This window comes from Pseudomonas sp. B21-048, from assembly GCF_024748615.1.
Classification (GTDB): domain Bacteria; phylum Pseudomonadota; class Gammaproteobacteria; order Pseudomonadales; family Pseudomonadaceae; genus Aquipseudomonas.
Window position 1 is genome coordinate 818,301 of record NZ_CP087168.1, and the last position, 19,119, is coordinate 837,419.

15 protein-coding genes and 1 pseudogene are annotated in these 19,119 nt (G+C 58.0%); 14 read left to right on the plus strand and 2 right to left on the minus strand.

What is annotated here, in order from left to right; translation table 11 throughout:
• Nucleotides 1-55 precede the first annotated feature (55 nt).
• A complete protein-coding gene (gene fur, locus LOY56_RS03635) occupies nucleotides 56-460 on the plus strand; it encodes a ferric iron uptake transcriptional regulator (protein ID WP_003197684.1) in 405 nt (134 codons plus the stop codon).
• Between the two features lie 75 nt (nucleotides 461-535).
• On the opposite strand, the gene recN is transcribed toward fur, so the two are convergent.
• The gene (gene recN, locus LOY56_RS03640; RefSeq protein WP_258619975.1) at nucleotides 536-2,209 is read right to left on the minus strand and encodes a DNA repair protein RecN; all 1,674 of its coding nucleotides are present in this window, start codon (nucleotides 2,207-2,209) and stop codon (nucleotides 536-538) included.
• 241 nt (nucleotides 2,210-2,450) lie between these two features.
• On the opposite strand from recN, the gene grpE reads away from it, so the two are divergent.
• The 8 genes and pseudogenes from grpE to LOY56_RS03680 form a co-directional block, all read left to right on the plus strand.
• Nucleotides 2,451-3,017 (plus strand): nucleotide exchange factor GrpE, encoded by a 567-nt coding sequence (gene grpE, locus LOY56_RS03645; RefSeq protein ID WP_007900531.1) that lies wholly within the window; start codon nucleotides 2,451-2,453, stop codon nucleotides 3,015-3,017.
• A gap of 102 nt (nucleotides 3,018-3,119) precedes the next feature.
• Entirely contained in the window at nucleotides 3,120-5,036 is a 1,917-nt protein-coding gene (gene dnaK, locus LOY56_RS03650) for a molecular chaperone DnaK (RefSeq protein WP_258619978.1), read from the plus strand.
• A 297-nt stretch (nucleotides 5,037-5,333) separates the two neighbouring features.
• The gene (gene dnaJ / locus LOY56_RS03655; protein WP_258619979.1) at nucleotides 5,334-6,458 is read left to right on the plus strand and encodes a molecular chaperone DnaJ; all 1,125 of its coding nucleotides are present in this window, start codon (nucleotides 5,334-5,336) and stop codon (nucleotides 6,456-6,458) included.
• Between the two features lie 9 nt (nucleotides 6,459-6,467).
• Nucleotides 6,468-7,274 (plus strand): 4-hydroxy-tetrahydrodipicolinate reductase, encoded by an 807-nt coding sequence (dapB, locus tag LOY56_RS03660; RefSeq protein ID WP_258619982.1) that lies wholly within the window; start codon nucleotides 6,468-6,470, stop codon nucleotides 7,272-7,274.
• A 261-nt stretch (nucleotides 7,275-7,535) separates the two neighbouring features.
• On the plus strand, nucleotides 7,536-8,672 hold the full coding sequence (gene carA / locus LOY56_RS03665) for a glutamine-hydrolyzing carbamoyl-phosphate synthase small subunit (protein WP_258619984.1): 1,137 nt from the start codon (nucleotides 7,536-7,538) through the stop codon (nucleotides 8,670-8,672).
• Nucleotides 8,673-8,789: 117 nt separating this feature from the next.
• Nucleotides 8,790-12,011, plus strand: a complete 3,222-nt coding sequence (gene carB / locus LOY56_RS03670; protein ID WP_258619989.1) for a carbamoyl-phosphate synthase large subunit — start codon at nucleotides 8,790-8,792, stop codon at nucleotides 12,009-12,011.
• Nucleotides 12,008-12,484: a transcription elongation factor GreA gene (greA, locus tag LOY56_RS03675; protein ID WP_258619992.1), complete on the plus strand. Its 477-nt coding sequence runs from the start codon at nucleotides 12,008-12,010 to the stop codon at nucleotides 12,482-12,484. The genes carB and greA overlap by 4 nt, the downstream gene beginning before the upstream one ends.
• A 28-nt stretch (nucleotides 12,485-12,512) precedes the next feature.
• A pseudogene (locus LOY56_RS03680) lies at nucleotides 12,513-12,914 on the plus strand (MFS transporter); the annotation flags it as partial.
• A gap of 12 nt (nucleotides 12,915-12,926) precedes the next feature.
• Here the strand turns inward: LOY56_RS03680 and LOY56_RS03685 are convergent.
• Nucleotides 12,927-13,235, minus strand: coding sequence for a YhbY family RNA-binding protein (locus tag LOY56_RS03685; protein WP_258619993.1), 309 nt, complete (start codon nucleotides 13,233-13,235; stop codon nucleotides 12,927-12,929).
• 101 nt (nucleotides 13,236-13,336) lie between these two features.
• Between LOY56_RS03685 and rlmE the strand changes: the two genes are divergently transcribed.
• The 5 genes from rlmE to tpiA all read left to right on the plus strand — a co-directional run bounded on the left by rlmE (nucleotide 13,337) and on the right by tpiA (nucleotide 19,115).
• On the plus strand, nucleotides 13,337-13,966 hold the full coding sequence (rlmE, locus tag LOY56_RS03690) for a 23S rRNA (uridine(2552)-2'-O)-methyltransferase RlmE (protein WP_007900501.1): 630 nt from the start codon (nucleotides 13,337-13,339) through the stop codon (nucleotides 13,964-13,966).
• Nucleotides 13,967-14,168: 202 nt separating this feature from the next.
• Nucleotides 14,169-16,079, plus strand: a complete 1,911-nt coding sequence (gene ftsH, locus LOY56_RS03695) for an ATP-dependent zinc metalloprotease FtsH (protein WP_030128083.1) — start codon at nucleotides 14,169-14,171, stop codon at nucleotides 16,077-16,079.
• A gap of 8 nt (nucleotides 16,080-16,087) precedes the next feature.
• The gene (folP, locus tag LOY56_RS03700) at nucleotides 16,088-16,939 is read left to right on the plus strand and encodes a dihydropteroate synthase (RefSeq protein WP_258619997.1); all 852 of its coding nucleotides are present in this window, start codon (nucleotides 16,088-16,090) and stop codon (nucleotides 16,937-16,939) included.
• A gap of 16 nt (nucleotides 16,940-16,955) precedes the next feature.
• On the plus strand, nucleotides 16,956-18,293 hold the full coding sequence (glmM, locus tag LOY56_RS03705) for a phosphoglucosamine mutase (protein WP_258620000.1): 1,338 nt from the start codon (nucleotides 16,956-16,958) through the stop codon (nucleotides 18,291-18,293).
• A 66-nt stretch (nucleotides 18,294-18,359) separates the two neighbouring features.
• A complete protein-coding gene (gene tpiA, locus LOY56_RS03710; RefSeq protein WP_258620002.1) occupies nucleotides 18,360-19,115 on the plus strand; it encodes a triose-phosphate isomerase in 756 nt (251 codons plus the stop codon).
• Nucleotides 19,116-19,119 lie beyond the last annotated feature (4 nt).

Sequence of the window (19,119 nt, forward strand, 5' to 3'; positions counted from 1 at the left end):
CCGATCATACCCGCATTAAGAGAAGCTGCGAAGCAGCATCGCGAGAAAGCTGACCATGGTTGAAAATAGCGAACTACGCAAAGCCGGCCTCAAAGTGACCCTTCCACGGGTCAAAATTCTGCAAATGCTCGATTCCGCCGAGCAACGCCACATGAGTGCCGAAGATGTCTACAAGGCGCTGATGGAGGCTGGTGAGGACGTCGGTCTGGCCACGGTTTACCGTGTTCTGACCCAGTTCGAGGCAGCTGGCCTTGTGGTGCGGCACAACTTCGACGGAGGCCATGCGGTCTTCGAGCTGGACGACGGCAAGCATCACGACCATATGGTCAACGTCGAAACCAGCGAAGTGATCGAATTCTTCGACGAAGAAATCGAGCGGCTGCAGAAAGCAATCGTCGACAAGTATGGCTTCGAGATGGTTGATCACAATCTTGTACTGTACGTGCGCAAGAAAAAGTAAGCATGTCGCGCGAACTTCAGGTTCGCGAAACGAACGAAGGCGACCCCAGGGTCGCCTTCGTGCTTTCTGCCGTTCTTAAATTTTCGCGGTAACGACCATCTTTTTCGCGTGAGCCAGTGATTCCTTGGTGAGATCGATGCCGCCCAGCATCCGTGCCACTTCTTCGACACGATCGGTCTTGCTCAGTTTGGAGACGGCCGTACGCGTGGCGTCTTCACCGCGGACCTTGTGTACAAATAGATGTTGATGCCCCTGCGCCGCCACTTGGGGCAAGTGGGTCACGGTCAGAACCTGTCCGCGTTCCCCAAGGCGTCGCAGCAATTGGCCGACAATCTCGGCGGTCGGGCCGCCGATACCGACGTCCACTTCGTCGAACACCAGGGTCGGTACCCGCGAGGTCTGTGCGGTGATCACCTGAATGGCCAGGCTGATACGCGACAGCTCGCCGCCCGATGCTACTTTTGCCAGGGCTTTGAGCGGTTGCCCCGGGTTGGCGCTCACCAGCAGTTCTACCTGTTCGAGCCCGTTAGGCAGCAGTTCGTCGTTGCTGTTGGGGCGAAGTTCGATGGTGAAGCGGCCGCCGGGCATGCCCAGGCGCTGGATTTCCTGTTCCACGGCACTGGCCAGGCTGCTCGAGGCTCGATGCCGCAAGTCGCTCAGCTCCCGAGCCTTCTCCTGATAATGACGGGCATAGGAGGCCAGTTCATCGCTCAATCGTTCGATGGATTCGTCGTTGGCGTTCAGAGTTTCGATTTCATCGAGTAGCCTCTGCTGCATCTCGGCGACCTCGGTTGGCTGGATGCGATGTTTGCGCGCCAGGGTGTAGATGGCATCGAGGCGTTCTTCCAGGTATTGAAGGCGGGCCGGGTCGGCGTCGAAATTGTCGAGAAAGCGGTTCAGCTCGCCCACGGCTTCTTCAACCTGAATCTGCGCACTGGTCAGCAGGCTGCTGGCTTCGCCCAGGGCACTAATCGAGTTGTTCACGCTCGATAGGCGGTTAAGGCTGGCGGTGAGTGCGTTCAATACATTGCCGGAATCGCTTTCGCTGCATTGTTCGACCACTTGCCGGCAAATGCCCAGCAGGGTTTCGGCATTGGTCAGGTTTTTGTGTTCCTGTTCCAGCTGCTCCAGTTCGTTCTCGCCGAGGCCGAGGTTTTCCAGTTCTTCGAGTTGATAGCTGAGCAACTGATGACGGGCGCGCTGTTCGTCGCCGGAGTTGGAAAGGCGTTCCAGTTCCTGACGGGTCTGGCGCCAGCGTTGGGCAGCTAGCTGTACCTGGCGGGCCAGGTCCGTGGCGCCGGCATATTCGTCGAGCAGGCGGCGGTGGGTATCGGTTTTGAGCAGGGATTGGTGTTCGTGTTGGCTGTGAATGTCGATCAGCAATTCGCCCAAGGCTTTCAGATCCCCGAGGGGGCAGGGAGTGCCGTTGATGTAGCCGCGCGAGCGCCCTTCAGCAGTGATCACTCGGCGCAGAATGCACGGACCGTCGTTCTCGAGGTCGCGCTCGGCCAGCCAGGCGCTGGCTTCCGGAATGTCGATCAGGTCGAAGGTGGCCAGGATATCGGCCTTGTCGGCGCCCGGGCGGACCACGCCGCTGTCGGCGCGATCGCCCAGGGTCAAGCCCAGGGCATCGAGCATGATCGACTTGCCGGCACCGGTTTCCCCTGTGATCACGCTCATCCCGCGATCGAGTTCGAGATCGAGATGTTCAACGATGGCGTAGTTATGTACGGACAGGTGCACCAGCATAAAGGCCGCTCCCAGGCTTTAGGTCTGGTTATTTATACAGTGTTTTGTTTCTGGCTGACAATGCCTTCTCTTAGGTCGATTTGCTTGATATGAAGAAATCCTTAGCGCACTTGGGAATGACAATGCGGCTGTTTTTTGTAGGGGTAATCATCAAATAGCCCTTGAAGCTGAATTTTGCGGCCCCATATACCGGGGCAGAAGCGCGAGTTGAGCTCGCGGACGATATTGGAAGGAGAAATCTATGGCTGACGAACAGACAGTGGATACGCAAAATCTAGACGCCAACCAAGGCCCCGAGGCTTCGGGTGAAGACTTGGCGGCTCGTGTACAAGTGCTCGAAGAGCAATTGGCTGGTGCGCAGGATCAGGCTTTGCGTGTAGCCGCCGATCTGCAGAACGTCCGCCGCCGTGCCGAGCAGGACGTTGAAAAGGCTCACAAATTCGCCCTGGAAAAGTTCGCTGGCGACCTGCTGCCGATCATCGACAGCCTGGAACGTGGTCTGGAGCTATCCAACCCTGACGACGAAAACATTCGTCCGATGCGCGAAGGGATCGAGCTGACCCTGAAAATGTTCCAGGACACCCTGAAGCGCTATCACCTGGAAGCGATCGATCCTGAAGGCGAACCCTTCAACGCCTCGCATCACCAGGCAATGGCCATGCAGGAAAGCGCCGATGTCGAGCCAAACAGCGTGCTCAAGGTGTTTCAGAAGGGCTACCAGCTCCACGGTCGCCTGCTGCGCCCGGCCATGGTCGTGGTCAGCAAGGCACCTGCACCGGTTTCGCCTTCGATTGACGAGCAGGCTTGAAATTAGCCGCAAGGCCCCCATTTAGAAGTCAAGCGTTTAAGTGCTACCGCAGTCAGCCACCACTGCTGCGGCATCCAAATCCAAAGTTTCGGGAGAGTGAACATGGGCAAAATTATCGGTATCGACCTGGGGACTACCAACTCCTGCGTCTCCGTGCTGGAAAACGGCAAAGCCAAAGTGATTGAAAACGCTGAAGGCGCGCGTACCACGCCGTCGATCATCGCTTACGCCAACGATGGTGAAATCCTGGTTGGCCAGTCGGCCAAGCGTCAGGCAGTGACCAATCCGCATAACACCCTGTACGCGGTGAAGCGTCTGATCGGTCGTCGTTTTGACGAAGAAGTCGTACAGAAAGACATCCAGATGGTCCCTTACAAGATCGTCAAGGCTGACAACAGCGACGCCTGGGTTGAAGTGAACGGCCAGAAAATGGCACCGCCACAAATCTCGGCCGAAATTCTGAAGAAAATGAAGAAGACCGCCGAAGACTACCTCGGCGAGCCAGTGACCGAAGCGGTGATCACTGTTCCGGCCTACTTCAACGACAGCCAGCGTCAAGCCACCAAAGACGCCGGCCGCATCGCGGGTCTGGACGTTAAACGTATCATCAACGAACCAACCGCAGCCGCACTGGCCTACGGTATGGACAAGGCCAAAGGCGATCACACCGTGATCGTTTACGACTTGGGCGGCGGTACTTTCGACGTTTCCGTGATCGAAATCGCTGAAGTCGATGGCGAGCACCAGTTCGAAGTGTTGGCCACCAACGGTGACACTTTCCTGGGCGGTGAAGACTTCGACATTCGTCTGATCGACTACCTCGTTGACGAGTTCAAGAAAGAAAGCGGTATGAACCTCAAAGGTGATCCGCTGGCCATGCAGCGCCTGAAAGAAGCCGCTGAGAAAGCCAAGATCGAACTGTCCTCGAGCCAGTCGACCGACGTGAATCTGCCGTACATCACCGCAGACGCTACCGGTCCTAAGCACTTGAACGTGAAAATCTCCCGCGCCAAGCTCGAAGCGCTGGTTGAAGACCTGGTTCAGCGCACCATCGAACCTTGCCGTATCGCCATGAAAGATGCCGGTATCGAGATTGGTGCGATCAACGACGTGATCCTGGTCGGCGGTCAGACCCGTATGCCACTGGTTCAGAAGCTGGTGACCGATTTCTTCGGTAAAGAAGCACGTAAAGACGTCAACCCTGACGAAGCTGTTGCCATGGGTGCTGCTATCCAGGGCGCGGTATTGGCCGGTGACGTGAAAGACGTTCTGCTGCTCGATGTCAGCCCGCTGACCCTGGGTATCGAAACCATGGGCGGCGTGATGACCGCGCTGATCGAGAAAAACACCACGATTCCTACCAAGAAATCGCAAGTGTTCTCGACTGCCGACGACAACCAGGGCGCAGTGACTATTCACGTACTGCAAGGTGAGCGTAAGCAAGCCGCACAGAACAAGTCCCTGGGCAAGTTCGACCTGGCCGAGATTCCACCAGCACCACGTGGCGTGCCACAAATCGAAGTGACCTTCGACATCGACGCCAACGGCATCCTGCACGTCGGCGCGAAAGACAAGGCTACCGGCAAGACTCAGTCGATCGTGATCAAGGCCAACTCCGGTCTGTCCGAGGAAGAAATTCAGCAGATGGTTCGCGATGCTGAAGTGAACGCTGAAGAAGACCGCAAGTTCGAAGAGCTGGCCAGCGCCCGTAACCAAGGCGATGCCCTGGTTCACTCGACGCGCAAAATGGTCGCTGATGCTGGCGACAAAGTGAGCGCTGAAGAGAAAACTGCAATCGAAGCCGCTGTAGTTGCCCTGGAAACCGCCATCAAAGGCGACGACAAGGCCGCTATCGAAGCCAAGGTTGAAGAGCTGTCCAAGGTCTCCGCGCCAGTGGCTCAGAAAATGTACGCCGACCAGGCTCAGCCAGCTGAAGGCGCTGCACCGAAAGAAGAATCGGCTGAAAAGGCTGATGACGTCGTCGATGCTGAGTTCGAAGAAGTCAAAGACCACAAGTAAGTTGTTGGTCGCCCGGTTGACTGCCTTCAGGCGGTGACTGGTAGGATGTCGCCGCGCGGGAGCTTGCTCCCGCGTTGGCGTGTCTGGAGTAAGCGAATTTTTACAGCATGCGACAGCGCTCGGATGTTGGCGGTATGGTCGAGAATGCTCCTGCTTTTCGGTCTACAGATACCGCATCGAATCAAAGACCAGGATCGTTGAATTGACGTGAGTTGGGTCCGGGCCTGTATTGGGGCTCAACGAGTTTGGCGAGGCTCAGGAGAGGTTTGCCGAACGTCCTTAAGAGTGCAAAGACTTATGGCAAAGCGTGACTATTACGAAGTATTGGGTGTTGAGCGTGGTTCAAGCGAAGCGGACCTGAAAAAGGCCTACCGTCGCCTGGCGATGAAGCACCACCCGGACCGTAATCCCGATGACAAAGCGTCGGAAGATATGTTCAAGGAGGCCAACGAGGCCTACGAAGTGCTGTCCGATTCCAGCAAGCGCGCGGCCTATGACCAATACGGTCATGCCGGTGTCGACCCGAGCATGGGTGGCGGCGGTGCCGGGTTTGGCGGTCAGAACTTCTCCGATATCTTTGGCGATGTCTTCAGTGATTTCTTCGGTGGCGGTCGCGGCGGTGCTCGTGGCGGCGCTCAGCGCGGCAGCGATCTGCGTTACACCCTGGAGCTGAACCTGGAAGAAGCGGTGCGCGGTACGACCGTGAGTATCCGCGTTCCGACACTGGTCAACTGCAAGCCGTGCGACGGCTCGGGCGCCAAGAAAGGCTCCGCGCCGATCACCTGCCCGACGTGCGGCGGTATCGGTCAGGTCCGCATGCAGCAGGGCTTCTTCTCGGTGCAGCAGACCTGCCCGCGTTGCCATGGCCAGGGCAAGATCATTTCCGATCCGTGCGATTCGTGCCACGGTGAAGGTCGTGTTGAAGAGTACAAGACCCTGTCGGTGAAAGTGCCCGCCGGTGTCGACACTGGTGACCGTATTCGCCTGTCCGGCGAAGGCGAGGCGGGTGCCCAGGGTGGCCCGACCGGCGACCTGTACGTGGTGATCAATGTGCGCGAGCACGCGATCTTCCAGCGTGACGGCAAGCACCTGTTCTGCGAAGTGCCAATCAGCTTTGTCGACGCAGCGCTGGGCGGCGAGCTGGAGATTCCGACCCTCGATGGTCGGGTCAAACTGAAGATCCCTGAAGGGACTCAGACCGGTAAGCAGTTCCGTGTTCGCGGTAAAGGCGTCGCGCCGGTTCGTGGTGGCGGTGCTGGTGACCTGATGTGTCGTGTGGCGGTCGAAACCCCGGTCAACCTGGGTCGTCGTCAGCGCGAATTGCTGGAGGAGTTGCGCAGCTCCCTGGCGGGTGACAACAGTCATTCGCCGAAAACCACCGGTTGGTTCGAAGGCGTGAAGCGCTTCTTCGGCGATTTGTAAGGAGTCGGCATGCGACGTATAGCTGTGATGGGCGCTGCCGGGCGCATGGGCAAGATTCTGGTCGAGGCGGTGCAGCAACGCGCACCGCTGACCGGCCTGACGGCAGCCATCGTGCGCCCCGGCAGCACGCTGATTGGCGTGGATGCCGGTGAGCTGGCATCGCTGGGACGAATCGGTGTACCGCTGTCCGGTAAGCTGGATGCGGTGACCGATGAGTTCGATGTGTTGATCGACTTCACGCTCCCGGAAGTCATGCTGAAAAACCTGGCGTTCTGCCGCAAGGCGGGCAAGGCCATGGTGATCGGCACGACGGGGTTGGACGCCGCGCAGAAGCAGTTGCTGGTCGAGGCGAGCGAAGATATTGCGATCGTGTTCGCGGCCAATTTCAGTGTCGGTGTAAACCTGTCGCTGAAGCTGCTCGATATGGCGGCTCGTGTGCTGGGCGATGAGGCTGATATCGAAATCATCGAGGCCCATCATCGGCACAAGATCGATGCGCCTTCAGGCACGGCTCTGCGCATGGGCGAAGTGATCGCCAGTGCGCTGGATCGTGATCTGCAGAAGGTCGCGGTCTATGGTCGTGAAGGCCACACCGGCGTGCGCGAGCGTGAAACGATCGGCTTCGCGACTGTTCGCGGTGGTGATGTGGTCGGTGATCATACGGTGCTGTTCGCCTGTGAGGGCGAGCGACTGGAGATTACGCACAAGGCATCCAGCCGAATGACCTTTGCCAAGGGAGCGGTGCGCGCAGCTTTGTGGCTGGACGGTCGTGAGCCGGGCCTCTATGACATGCAAGACGTGCTCGACCTGCGGTAAGATGTGCCCGAAACCGGGTTCAAACGTAGCGTTTGAGCCCGGTTTTAAACCGCCAAGCGACGTCCTGTCGCATTCCCTGGCCTTTAGGGCTCATTGGCGGTAGACCAAAAATGCCTTTTTCTGTAAGCTACAGCTTTAGTGTGTCCACTAAAAGCGCGCAGAATAATTCAGTGAACAAGCGGGGTGACGTGTCCATACGTCACTCCGCTTTTTTACAACCTGCGATCGCCCTTTCAGGCTTTATATTTACGGGAGGTCTTCTTGACTAAGCCAGCCATACTCGCCCTTGCTGATGGCAGCATTTTTCGCGGCGAAGCCATTGGAGCCGACGGTCAAACCGTTGGTGAGGTGGTGTTCAACACCGCAATGACCGGCTATCAGGAAATCCTTACCGATCCTTCCTATGCCCAACAGATCGTTACCCTGACTTATCCGCACATCGGCAACACCGGTACCACGCCAGAGGACGCCGAGTCCGACCGCGTCTGGTCCGCAGGCCTGGTCATTCGTGACTTGCCACTGGTTGCGAGCAACTGGCGCAACACGATGTCGCTGTCCGACTACCTGAAAGCCAACAATGTGGTGGCAATCGCCGGTATCGACACTCGTCGCCTGACACGCATCCTGCGTGAGAAAGGCGCGCAGAACGGCTGCATCATGGCCGGTGACAACATTTCCGAAGAGGCCGCCATCGCCGCCGCTCAGGGCTTCCCTGGCCTGAAAGGCATGGACCTGGCAAAAGTCGTCAGCACCAAAGAGCAGTACGAGTGGCGCTCGACTGTCTGGGATCTGAAAACCGACAGCCACGCGACTCTGGAAGCCTCCGAGCTGCCATACCACGTGGTGGCCTACGACTACGGCGTCAAGCTGAACATCCTGCGCATGCTGGTCGAGCGCGGTTGCCGCGTGACCGTGGTACCTGCACAGACCCCGGCCGCCGAAGCGCTGGCATTAAAACCGGACGGCGTGTTCCTGTCCAACGGCCCGGGCGACCCTGAGCCGTGCGACTACGCGATCCAGGCAATCAAGGACGTGCTGGAGACCGAGATTCCGGTGTTCGGCATCTGCCTCGGTCACCAGCTGTTGGCTCTGGCCGCTGGCGCCAAGACTCTGAAAATGGGTCATGGCCACCACGGTGCCAACCACCCGGTCCAGGATCTGGATTCCGGTGTTGTGATGATCACCAGCCAGAACCACGGTTTTGCGGTAGACGAAGCAACCTTGCCAGCCAACGTCCGGGCGATTCACAAATCGCTGTTCGACGGCACCCTGCAAGGTATCGAGCTTACCGACAAGAGTGCCTTCAGCTTCCAGGGACACCCTGAAGCCAGCCCTGGCCCGAACGACGTAGCACCACTGTTCGATCGCTTCATCAACGAAATGGCCAAGCGGCGCTAATCGCTCGCCCTGATGTAGCAAAGCCTGAGGGCGGTCCCGAAACCGGTGACCCCCTCAAGGCTTCAGAGATTGAACAAGACGGCTTGCCGACTGACCTGCGGATTTGAGTGACAACCCATGCCAAAACGTACAGACATTAAAAGCATCCTGATTCTCGGCGCTGGCCCGATCGTGATCGGCCAGGCCTGCGAATTCGACTACTCCGGCGCCCAGGCCTGTAAAGCCCTGCGCGAGGAGGGTTACCGCGTCATCCTGGTGAACTCCAACCCGGCGACCATCATGACCGACCCGGCCATGGCCGACGCCACCTACATCGAACCGATCAAGTGGCAGACCGTTGCCAAGATCATCGAGAAAGAGCGTCCGGACGCGCTGCTGCCCACCATGGGTGGCCAGACCGCTCTGAACTGCGCCCTGGACCTGGAGCGCGAAGGCGTTCTGGAGAAGTTCGGCGTAGAGATGATCGGCGCCAACGCTGACACCATCGACAAGGCCGAAGACCGTTCGCGCTTCGACAAGGCGATGAAATCCATCGGTCTGGACTGCCCGCGTTCGGGTATCGCTCACAGCATGGAAGAGGCCAACGCGGTCCTCGAAAAGCTCGGCTTCCCGTGCATCATCCGTCCGTCCTTCACCATGGGCGGTACGGGTGGCGGTATCGCTTACAACCGTGAAGAGTTCGAAGAGATCTGCGCTCGCGGTCTGGATTTGTCGCCGACCAAAGAGCTGCTGATCGACGAATCGCTGATCGGCTGGAAAGAGTACGAGATGGAGGTTGTCCGCGATAAGAAGGATAACTGCATCATCGTTTGCTCGATCGAAAACTTTGACCCGATGGGCGTGCACACCGGTGACTCGATCACCGTTGCTCCGGCACAAACCCTGACGGACAAGGAATACCAGATCATGCGTAACGCCTCGTTGGCGGTACTGCGTGAGATCGGCGTGGAAACCGGCGGCTCCAACGTTCAGTTCGGCATCTGCCCAGACACTGGCCGTATGGTCGTGATCGAGATGAACCCGCGTGTATCCCGCTCTTCGGCACTGGCCTCGAAAGCCACTGGTTTCCCGATTGCGCGTATCGCTGCCAAGCTGGCGATCGGCTACACCCTGGATGAGCTGCAGAACGAAATCACCGGCGGCGCTACTCCTGCGTCCTTCGAACCGTCCATCGACTACGTCGTGACCAAGCTGCCACGCTTCGCCTTCGAGAAATTCCCGAAAGCCGACGCGCGCCTGACCACTCAAATGAAGTCGGTCGGTGAAGTCATGGCCATCGGCCGAACCTTCCAGGAATCCCTGCAGAAAGCCCTGCGCGGTCTTGAAGTGGGCGTTTGTGGTCTGGACGAGAAGCTCGACCTGAGCAACCCGGAAAGCATGAGCATCCTCAAGCGCGAACTGACCGTGCCGGGTGCCGAGCGTATCTGGTACGTCGCTGATGCGTTCCGCGCTGGCCTGTCGGTCGAAGATATTTTCGGCATGAACATGATCGATCCGTGGTTCCTGGTGCAGATCGAAGATCTGATCAAGGAAGAAGAGAAGGTCAAGACCCTGGGTCTGGCCAGCATCGACCGCGACATGATGTTCCGCCTCAAGCGCAAAGGTTTCTCCGACATGCGTCTGGCCAAGCTGCTGGGCGTGACCGAGAAGGCTCTGCGTCGCCACCGTCACAAGCTGGAAATCTTCCCGGTCTACAAGCGCGTTGACACTTGCGCGGCCGAGTTCGCCACCGACACCGCTTACCTCTACTCGACGTACGAGGAAGAGTGCGAAGCTGCGCCATCGGGTCGCGACAAGATCATGATCCTGGGTGGCGGTCCAAACCGTATCGGCCAGGGCATCGAGTTCGACTATTGCTGCGTACACGCGGCACTGGCCCTGCGCGAAGACGGTTACGAGACCATCATGGTCAACTGCAACCCGGAAACCGTTTCCACCGACTACGACACCTCCGATCGCCTGTACTTCGAGCCAGTGACCCTGGAAGACGTACTGGAAATCGTCCGCGTCGAGAAGCCGAAAGGCGTGATCGTCCAGTACGGTGGCCAGACTCCGCTGAAACTGGCGCGTGCCCTGGAAGAAGCCGGCGTGCCAATCATCGGCACCAGCCCTGATGCCATCGACCGTGCCGAAGACCGTGAGCGCTTCCAGCAAATGGTTGAGCGTCTGAACCTGCGTCAGCCGCCAAACGCCACCGTGCGCAGCGAAGACGAAGCAATTCGTGCCGCCGCCAAGATCGGTTACCCGCTGGTGGTTCGTCCGTCCTACGTACTGGGCGGCCGCGCGATGGAAATCGTCTACGAAGAAGAAGAGCTCAAGCGCTACCTGCGTGATGCGGTGAAAGTGTCCAACGACAGCCCGGTGCTGCTCGATCACTTCCTCAATTGCGCGATCGAAATGGACGTGGATGCAGTCTGCGACGGCACCGACGTGGTGATCGGCGCGATCATGCAGCACATCGAGCAGGCCGGCGTTCACTCCGGTGACTCCGCGTGCTCCCTGCCGCCGTACTCGCTGCCTGCTCACATCCAGGACGAGATGCGCGAACAGGTCAAGAAAATGGCCCTGGAGTTGGGCGTTGTCGGCCTGATGAACGTTCAGTTGGCGCTGCAAGGCGAAGACATCTACGTCATCGAAGTCAACCCGCGCGCTTCCCGTACCGTGCCGTTCGTGTCCAAGTGCATCGGTGTTTCCCTGGCAATGATCGCGGCTCGCGTGATGGCCGGTAAAACCCTGAAGGAAATCGGTTTCACCAAAGAAATCATTCCGAACTTCTACAGCGTGAAAGAGGCGGTGTTCCCATTCGCCAAATTCCCTGGCGTGGACCCGATCCTGGGCCCAGAGATGAAGTCCACCGGTGAAGTGATGGGCGTGGGCGACACCTTTGGCGAGGCTTTTGCCAAAGCCCAAATGGGTGCCAGCGAAGTGCTGCCGACTGGCGGCACCGCGTTCATCAGTGTGCGTGACGATGACAAGCCACTGGTTGCAGGCGTGGCTCGTGATCTGATCAACTTGGGCTTCGAAGTGGTCGCCACTGCCGGTACTGCCAAGCTGATCGAAGCCGCAGGCCTGAAAGTGCGTCGTGTGAACAAGGTGACTGAGGGTCGTCCGCATGTGGTCGACATGATCAAGAATGACGAAGTCACCCTGATCATCAATACCACCGAAGGTCGCCAGTCGATCGCCGATTCCTACTCCATTCGTCGTAATGCCTTGCAGCACAAGATCTACTGCACCACGACCATTGCTGCTGGCGAAGCTATCTGCGAAGCGCTGAAGTTCGGTCCCGAGAAGACCGTGCGCCGCTTGCAGGATCTACACGCAGGATTGAAGGCATGATCAAATACCCAATGACCGTCCAGGGCGCGAAAGCCCTGGAAGAAGAACACGCTCATCTGACCAAGGTCGTCCGCCCGAAGCTCAGCCAGGACATCGGCACGGCCCGCGAGTTGGGTGACTTGAAGGAAAACGCCGAATACCACGCTGCTCGCGAGCAGCAGGGGATGGTCGAGGCGCGGATTCGCGACATCGAAGGCCGGATTCAGAATCAGGTCATCATCGATGTCACGACCATTCCTCACACTGGCAAAGTGATTTTCGGCACTACCGTTGAAATCGCCAACGTCGAGACTGATGAAAGCGTCATTTACCACATCGTGGGTGAGGATGAGGCTGACTTCAAACTTGGCAAGATCTCTGTCGGTTCGCCACTGGCTCGCGCCTTGATTGCCAAGGAAGAGGGTGATGTGGTTGCCGTGAAAACGCCGGGTGGCGTTATCGAGTATGAGATTGTCGAAGTTCGCCATATCTGAAAGAAGGCGCCCGCTATGTGCGGGCGCCATGCTTTGGCAGCTGACCCAAATGTTGTGGGTTGGGGGCATGTGGTTGTTGCACATCGGTCTGCTGCCGGTGCTGGGGCGAATAGGCCTGGCACCGCTGCTGATCGACGAAATTGCAGGCATGCTGAATACGCTGATGGTGGGATTTGCCACGGCGTGTGTGATTTTGCAGGCTTTGGTGCTGGTTCAGGCCGAGGGCCTTGCCAGTCTATGGCGCGATATTCGCGGGCAACTGCTGATGATGGCGCTGTATGGGGGCGCGATGTATTTCGCGGTCCATGTTGGCTGGCCGCAGGCGGCGCATTGGCAGCTGTTCAGCTATCTTGTTCTGGGATTTTCCGGGCTGATACTGGTGATGCAACCGGTGCCGGGATGGAGTGTCAGGGTGCGCGAAGCACACCCTTGGCCCTTGTCATCACTTGAAGCGATGGACGTTCGACAGCTGCTTGTTGACGCTGAAGTTTTTGCGGTAAATCAGTGCCATCTTGCCGATGACCTGAACCAGATCGGCTTTGCCGGCCTTGCAGAGCTCTGCAATGGATGCCAGGCGCGATTCGCGATCGAGGATATTGAGCTTGATTTTGATTAGCTCATGATCCGCCAAAGCGCGTTCAAGTTCGGCTAACACACCTTCAGTCAAACCGTTGTCAGCCACAGTCAAAACTGGTTTCAGATGGTGGCCAATGGATTTGTACTGTTTCTTCTGCTCTTGAGTGAGCGGCATAATCTGACCCTTTAGTCTGGATTCTGTAAAATGGCGGCCATTTTACCCGAGGGTTCGTGGATCCGCCCAATTAATCACGACCCTTATCATCGAGGTGCCCAATGGCGCGTTCCAAGACAAGCCTTGGTTGGCTGAAAAGACATGTCAATGATCCCTATGTGAAGCAGGCGCAGAAGGATGGTTACCGCTCGCGTGCGAGTTACAAGCTTCTGGAGGTCCAGGAGAAATACAAGCTGATCCGTCCGGGTATGAGCGTTGTCGACCTGGGTGCGGCGCCCGGCGGCTGGTCGCAGGTCACTAGTCGGCTGATCGGTGGTCAGGGGCGTCTGATCGCCTCGGACATCCTGGAAATGGACAGCATTCCGGACGTGACTTTCATCCAGGGTGACTTCACCCAGGACGAAGTGCTCGCTCAGATCCTTGAAGCCGTGGGTAATTCGCAGGTGGACCTTGTGATTTCCGATATGGCCCCCAATATGAGTGGTACGCCTGAGGTGGACATGCCAAAAGCCATGTTTCTATGTGAGCTGGCTCTTGATCTGGCGGCTCGGATACTCAAGCCGGGTGGTAATTTCGTGATCAAGGTGTTTCAGGGCGAAGGGTTTGATGCTTACGTGAAGGACGCTCGTCAGAAATTCGACAAGGTCCAGATGATCAAGCCGGACTCTTCCCGTGGCAGTTCCCGCGAGCAATACATGCTGGCTTGGGGCTACCGCGGCCGTAGTGAGTAAATCGAGGTTTTTTTGCGGGTCGATAGGATTTTCGTATTTCGTCCCGTGAGCATTAGCGAATATTGTGTAGAAAGTGTTTCACAAAGGGTTACAGACGGCGCCTGCCAGAGCCGTAGGTAATGTAGTAAGTTAGGCCGGTGAATATCATGCGAAGCACGCGCCATTAGCGGAGCTTGCTTCAGAGGGTAGTTAATTGAACGATATGGCAAAGAATCTGATCCTGTGGTTGATCATCGCGGCTGTCCTGGTGACGGTGATGAACAACTTCTCCAGCCCTAACGAGCCGCAGACCCTCAACTATTCCGACTTCATCCAGCAGGTCAAGGATGGCAAGGTCGAGCGCGTAGCGGTTGATGGCTACGTGATTACCGGCAAGCGCAACGATGGCGACAGCTTCAAGACCATTCGTCCGGCAATCCAGGACAATGGCCTGATCGGCGATCTCGTGGATAACCACGTGGTAGTCGAAGGCAAGCAGCCTGAGCAGCAAAGCATCTGGACTCAACTCCTGGTCGCAAGCTTCCCGATCCTCGTAATCATCGCTGTCTTCATGTTCTTCATGCGGCAGATGCAGGGCGGTGCCGGTGGCAAGGGCGGGCCGATGAGCTTCGGCAAGAGCAAGGCACGCCTGCTCTCCGAAGATCAGGTAAAAACCACTTTGGCTGACGTTGCCGGTTGCGACGAAGCCAAGGAAGAAGTTGGCGAGCTGGTCGAATTCCTGCGTGATCCGGGCAAGTTCCAGCGTTTGGGCGGTCGCATTCCTCGTGGCGTGCTGATGGTCGGTCCTCCTGGTACGGGTAAAACCTTGATCGCCAAGGCGATTGCCGGCGAAGCCAAAGTGCCGTTCTTCACTATTTCCGGTTCCGATTTCGTCGAAATGTTCGTCGGTGTCGGTGCCAGTCGTGTTCGTGACATGTTCGAGCAGGCGAAGAAGCACGCGCCCTGCATCATCTTCATCGATGAAATCGACGCCGTCGGTCGCCACCGTGGTGCCGGCATGGGCGGCGGTCACGACGAGCGCGAACAGACACTCAACCAGTTGCTGGTAGAGATGGACGGCTTCGAAATGAATGACGGCATCATCGTCATTGCAGCAACCAACCGTCCGGACGTACTGGACCCTGCATTGCTGCGTCCGGGCCGTTTTGACCGTCAGGTCGTGGTCGGTCTGCCGGATATCCGTGGTCGCGAGCAGATTCTCAAAGTCCACATGCGCAAAGTGCCAATGGGTGACGACGTCGCTCCGGCCGTGATCGCACGTGGTACTCCTGGTTTCTCCGGTGCCGACCTGGCCAACCTGGTGAACGAGGCGTCGTTGTTCGCAGCCCGTGCCGGCAAGCGCATCGTCGAGATGAAAGAGTTCGAACTGGCCAAAGACAAGATCATGATGGGTGCCGAGCGCAAATCCATGGTCATGTCCGAGAAAGAGAAGCAGAACACTGCTTATCACGAAGCTGGTCACGCTATCGTCGGTCGCGTCGTCCCTGAGCATGATCCGGTCTACAAAGTGTCGATCATCCCGCGCGGTCGCGCGCTCGGTGTGACCATGTTCCTGCCGGAAGAAGATCGCTACAGCCTGTCCAAGCGTGCGCTGATCAGTCAGATCTGCTCGCTGTACGGCGGTCGTATCGCTGAAGAAATGACCCTGGGTTTCGACGGTGTCACCACTGGTGCATCCAACGACATCATGCGTGCCAGCCAGATCGCACGGAATATGGTGACCAAGTGGGGCTTGTCGGAAAAGCTCGGCCCGTTGATGTACGCCGAAGAAGAGGGCGAAGTGTTCCTCGGTCGTGGCGGCGGTGGTCAACATGCCAGCTTCTCCGGCGAGACAGCCAAACTGATCGACTCCGAAGTACGTAGCATCATTGACCAGTGCTACGGCACGGCCAAACAGATCCTTACGGATAACCGTGACAAGCTTGACGCCATGGCGGATGCCTTGATGAAGTACGAGACGATCGATGCTGATCAGATCGATGACATCATGGCGGGCCGTGCGCCTCGCGAACCTCGCGACTGGTCTGGCGGCAGTGATACTTCCGGCACGCCTCCGGCGGTGCAGGATGGGCGTCCGGAAACGCCAATCGGTGGCCCGGCTGCTGACGTATAAGGTTTGAAATGACTTCTGTTCAGTCCTCGATCCGGTTGCCTTGCGGCAACCGGGTTCTTGATTTGGCCCAGACGCATGTCATGGGCATTCTCAATGTCACTCCCGATTCTTTTTCCGATGGCGGCCAATACAGCCAGCTGGATGCGGCGCTGCGCCACGCCGAGGCGATGGTGGCGGCTGGCGCGACGCTGATCGACGTTGGTGGCGAATCGACCCGGCCGGGTGCCAGGGCGGTTTCACCGCTTGAAGAGCTCGAGCGTGTAGCGCCTATCGTTGAGCGTATCAGTCGTGAACTCGATGTGATTATCTCGGTCGATACCTCCACGCCGGCGGTCATGCGTGAAACCGCAAGGCTGGGGGCGGGCTTGATCAATGATGTGCGTTCGTTACGCCGAGACGGAGCCTTGGATGCAGCAGCGGCCACCGGCTTGCCGGTGTGTCTGATGCATATGCTCGGCGAGCCGGGCGACATGCAGGACAATCCGCACTACCAGGATGTAACGAAAGAGGTCGGCGAGTTTCTCGCTGAACGCATGGTTCAGTGCGCGTCGGTGGGTATCCCCGCTGAGCGGATCATCCTCGATCCGGGCTTCGGCTTCGCGAAAACCTTGCAGCACAACCTGAGCCTGTTCAAGCATATAGAGGTCTTGCATGCCTTGGGGCGGCCCCTGTTGGTTGGGGTTTCGCGAAAGAGCATGATCGGGCAGGCCTTGAATCGGCCGGTGGGAGAGCGCCTGCATGGCGGTTTGGCGCTCGCGGCACTGGCTTCAATCAAGGGGGCGCGTATATTGCGCGTCCATGATGTGGCTGAAACGGTCGACGTAGTGCGAATGATCGCAGCAGTAGAATCAGCCGAATAAGAATGATGGAGTACTTATGAGCAAGAAATACTTTGGCACCGACGGCATTCGTGGTCGGGTCGGTGAATACCCGATTACTCCTGATTTCATGCTCAAGCTTGGTTGGGCGGCAGGTATGGCATTCCGCAGCATGGGTGCCTGTAAGGTGCTCGTGGGCAAGGACACCCGGATCTCCGGTTACATGTTCGAGTCGGCGCTTGAGGCCGGGCTGACTTCGGCGGGTGCCGATGTGATGCTCTTGGGGCCGATGCCGACGCCGGCCATCGCCTATCTGACACGTACCTTTCATGCCGAAGCCGGTATCGTGATCAGCGCTTCGCACAATCCTCATGACGATAACGGCATCAAATTTTTCTCCGGGAAGGGTACCAAGCTCCCGGATGAAGTCGAGCTGATGATCGAAGAGTTGCTCGACACCCCGATGACCGTGGTTGAGTCGAGCAAGATCGGCAAGGTGTCGCGAATCAATGATGCCTCAGGTCGATATATCGAATTCTGCAAGAGCAGCGTCCCGACCGGCACCAGTTTTGCCGGGCTGAAGATCGTGATCGACTGCGCCCACGGTGCGGCCTATAAAGTGGCGCCTAGCGTGTTCCGTGAGCTGGGAGCCGATGTCGTTGTGCTTTCTGCTCATCCCAATGGCCTGAACATCAATGAGAATTGCGGTTCAACCCATATGGGGCCGCTGCAAGCGGCCGTATTGGCCGAGCACGCCGATTTGGGTATTGCCTTTGACGGTGATGGTGACCGGGTTCAGATGGTCGATCACACGGGCGCTGTCGTCGATGGCGACGAGTTGTTGTTTATCATTGCTCGCGATCTGCAAGAGCGCGGCAAGTTGCAGGGCGGCGTGGTCGGTACGCTGATGAGTAATCTGGGGCTGGAATTGGCCCTGGCAGATCTGGCGATTCCTTTTGTGCGCGCCAACGTTGGCGACCGTTATGTGATCTCCGAGTTGCTGGAGCGCGATTGGCTGGTGGGTGGGGAAAACTCGGGGCACATTGTCTGCTTCAGTCACACCACCACTGGTGATGCGATCATTGCTGCATTGCAGGTTCTAATGGCGTTGAAGAGGCGCGTAGAGAGCCTGGCTCAGTCCCGTCAGGCGCTGCGCAAGTGTCCTCAGGTGCTGATCAATGTCCGGTTTGGCGGTGGTGCGAATCCGATCGAACATCCGACAGTCAAGGCGGCCAGTGACCGTGTCACCCAGGCGATGGCCGGTCGCGGGCGTGTGCTGTTGCGCAAGTCCGGGACAGAGCCGCTGGTGCGAGTCATGGTCGAGGGCGAGGACGAAATACAGGTTCGCGGTTACGCCGAAGAGCTGGCAAAACTGGTAACTGAAGTTTCTGCCTGATTTCGGCTTGCCAGCCATGATTGTGTTGGGTAACATCTGCGCCCACTTTGACCGACGAGGTACAGCATGCGTCGCCCTATGGTAGCTGGTAACTGGAAGATGCACGGTACCCGCGCCAGCGTCGCTGAGCTGATCAACGGCCTTCGTCATCTGGCCTTGCCAGGCGATGTTGATATCGCGGTGTTCCCGCCTTGCTTGTATATCAATCAAGTGATTGATGGCTTGAAAGGCCAGTCGATTTCGGTCGGCGCGCAGAACTCTGCGATTGAATCCATGCAAGGTGCGTTGACAGGTGAGATTGCGCCGAGTCAATTGGTGGATGCGGGTTGTTCCCTGGTGCTTGTCGGGCACTCCGAGCGCCGCCAGATTATGGGCGAGCAGGGCGGAATGCTGATTCGCAAGTTCGCGGCGGCACAGGCGTGCGGCTTGATTCCTGTGTTGTGCGTGGGGGAGACCCTTGAAGAGCGCGAAGCTGGAAAAACTCTTGAGATTGTCGGGCGTCAGCTTGGCAGTATCATTGAGAAGCTGGGTGTAGGTGTCTTTGCAAAGGCAGTAATTGCTTACGAGCCGGTCTGGGCCATTGGCACCGGGCTGACTGCTTCGCCGCAACAGGCGCAGGATGTGCACGCAGCCATTCGCGCTCAGTTGGCGGCAGAGAATTCTGAAGTCGCACAAGGTGTGCGGCTTCTATACGGCGGCAGCGTGAAGGCGGCCAATGCGGTCGAACTGTTCGGCATGCCGGATATCGATGGGGGGCTCATTGGTGGGGCTTCCCTGAATGCAGATGAGTTCGGTGCGATTTGTCGCGCCGCGGGAAACTGAAAAA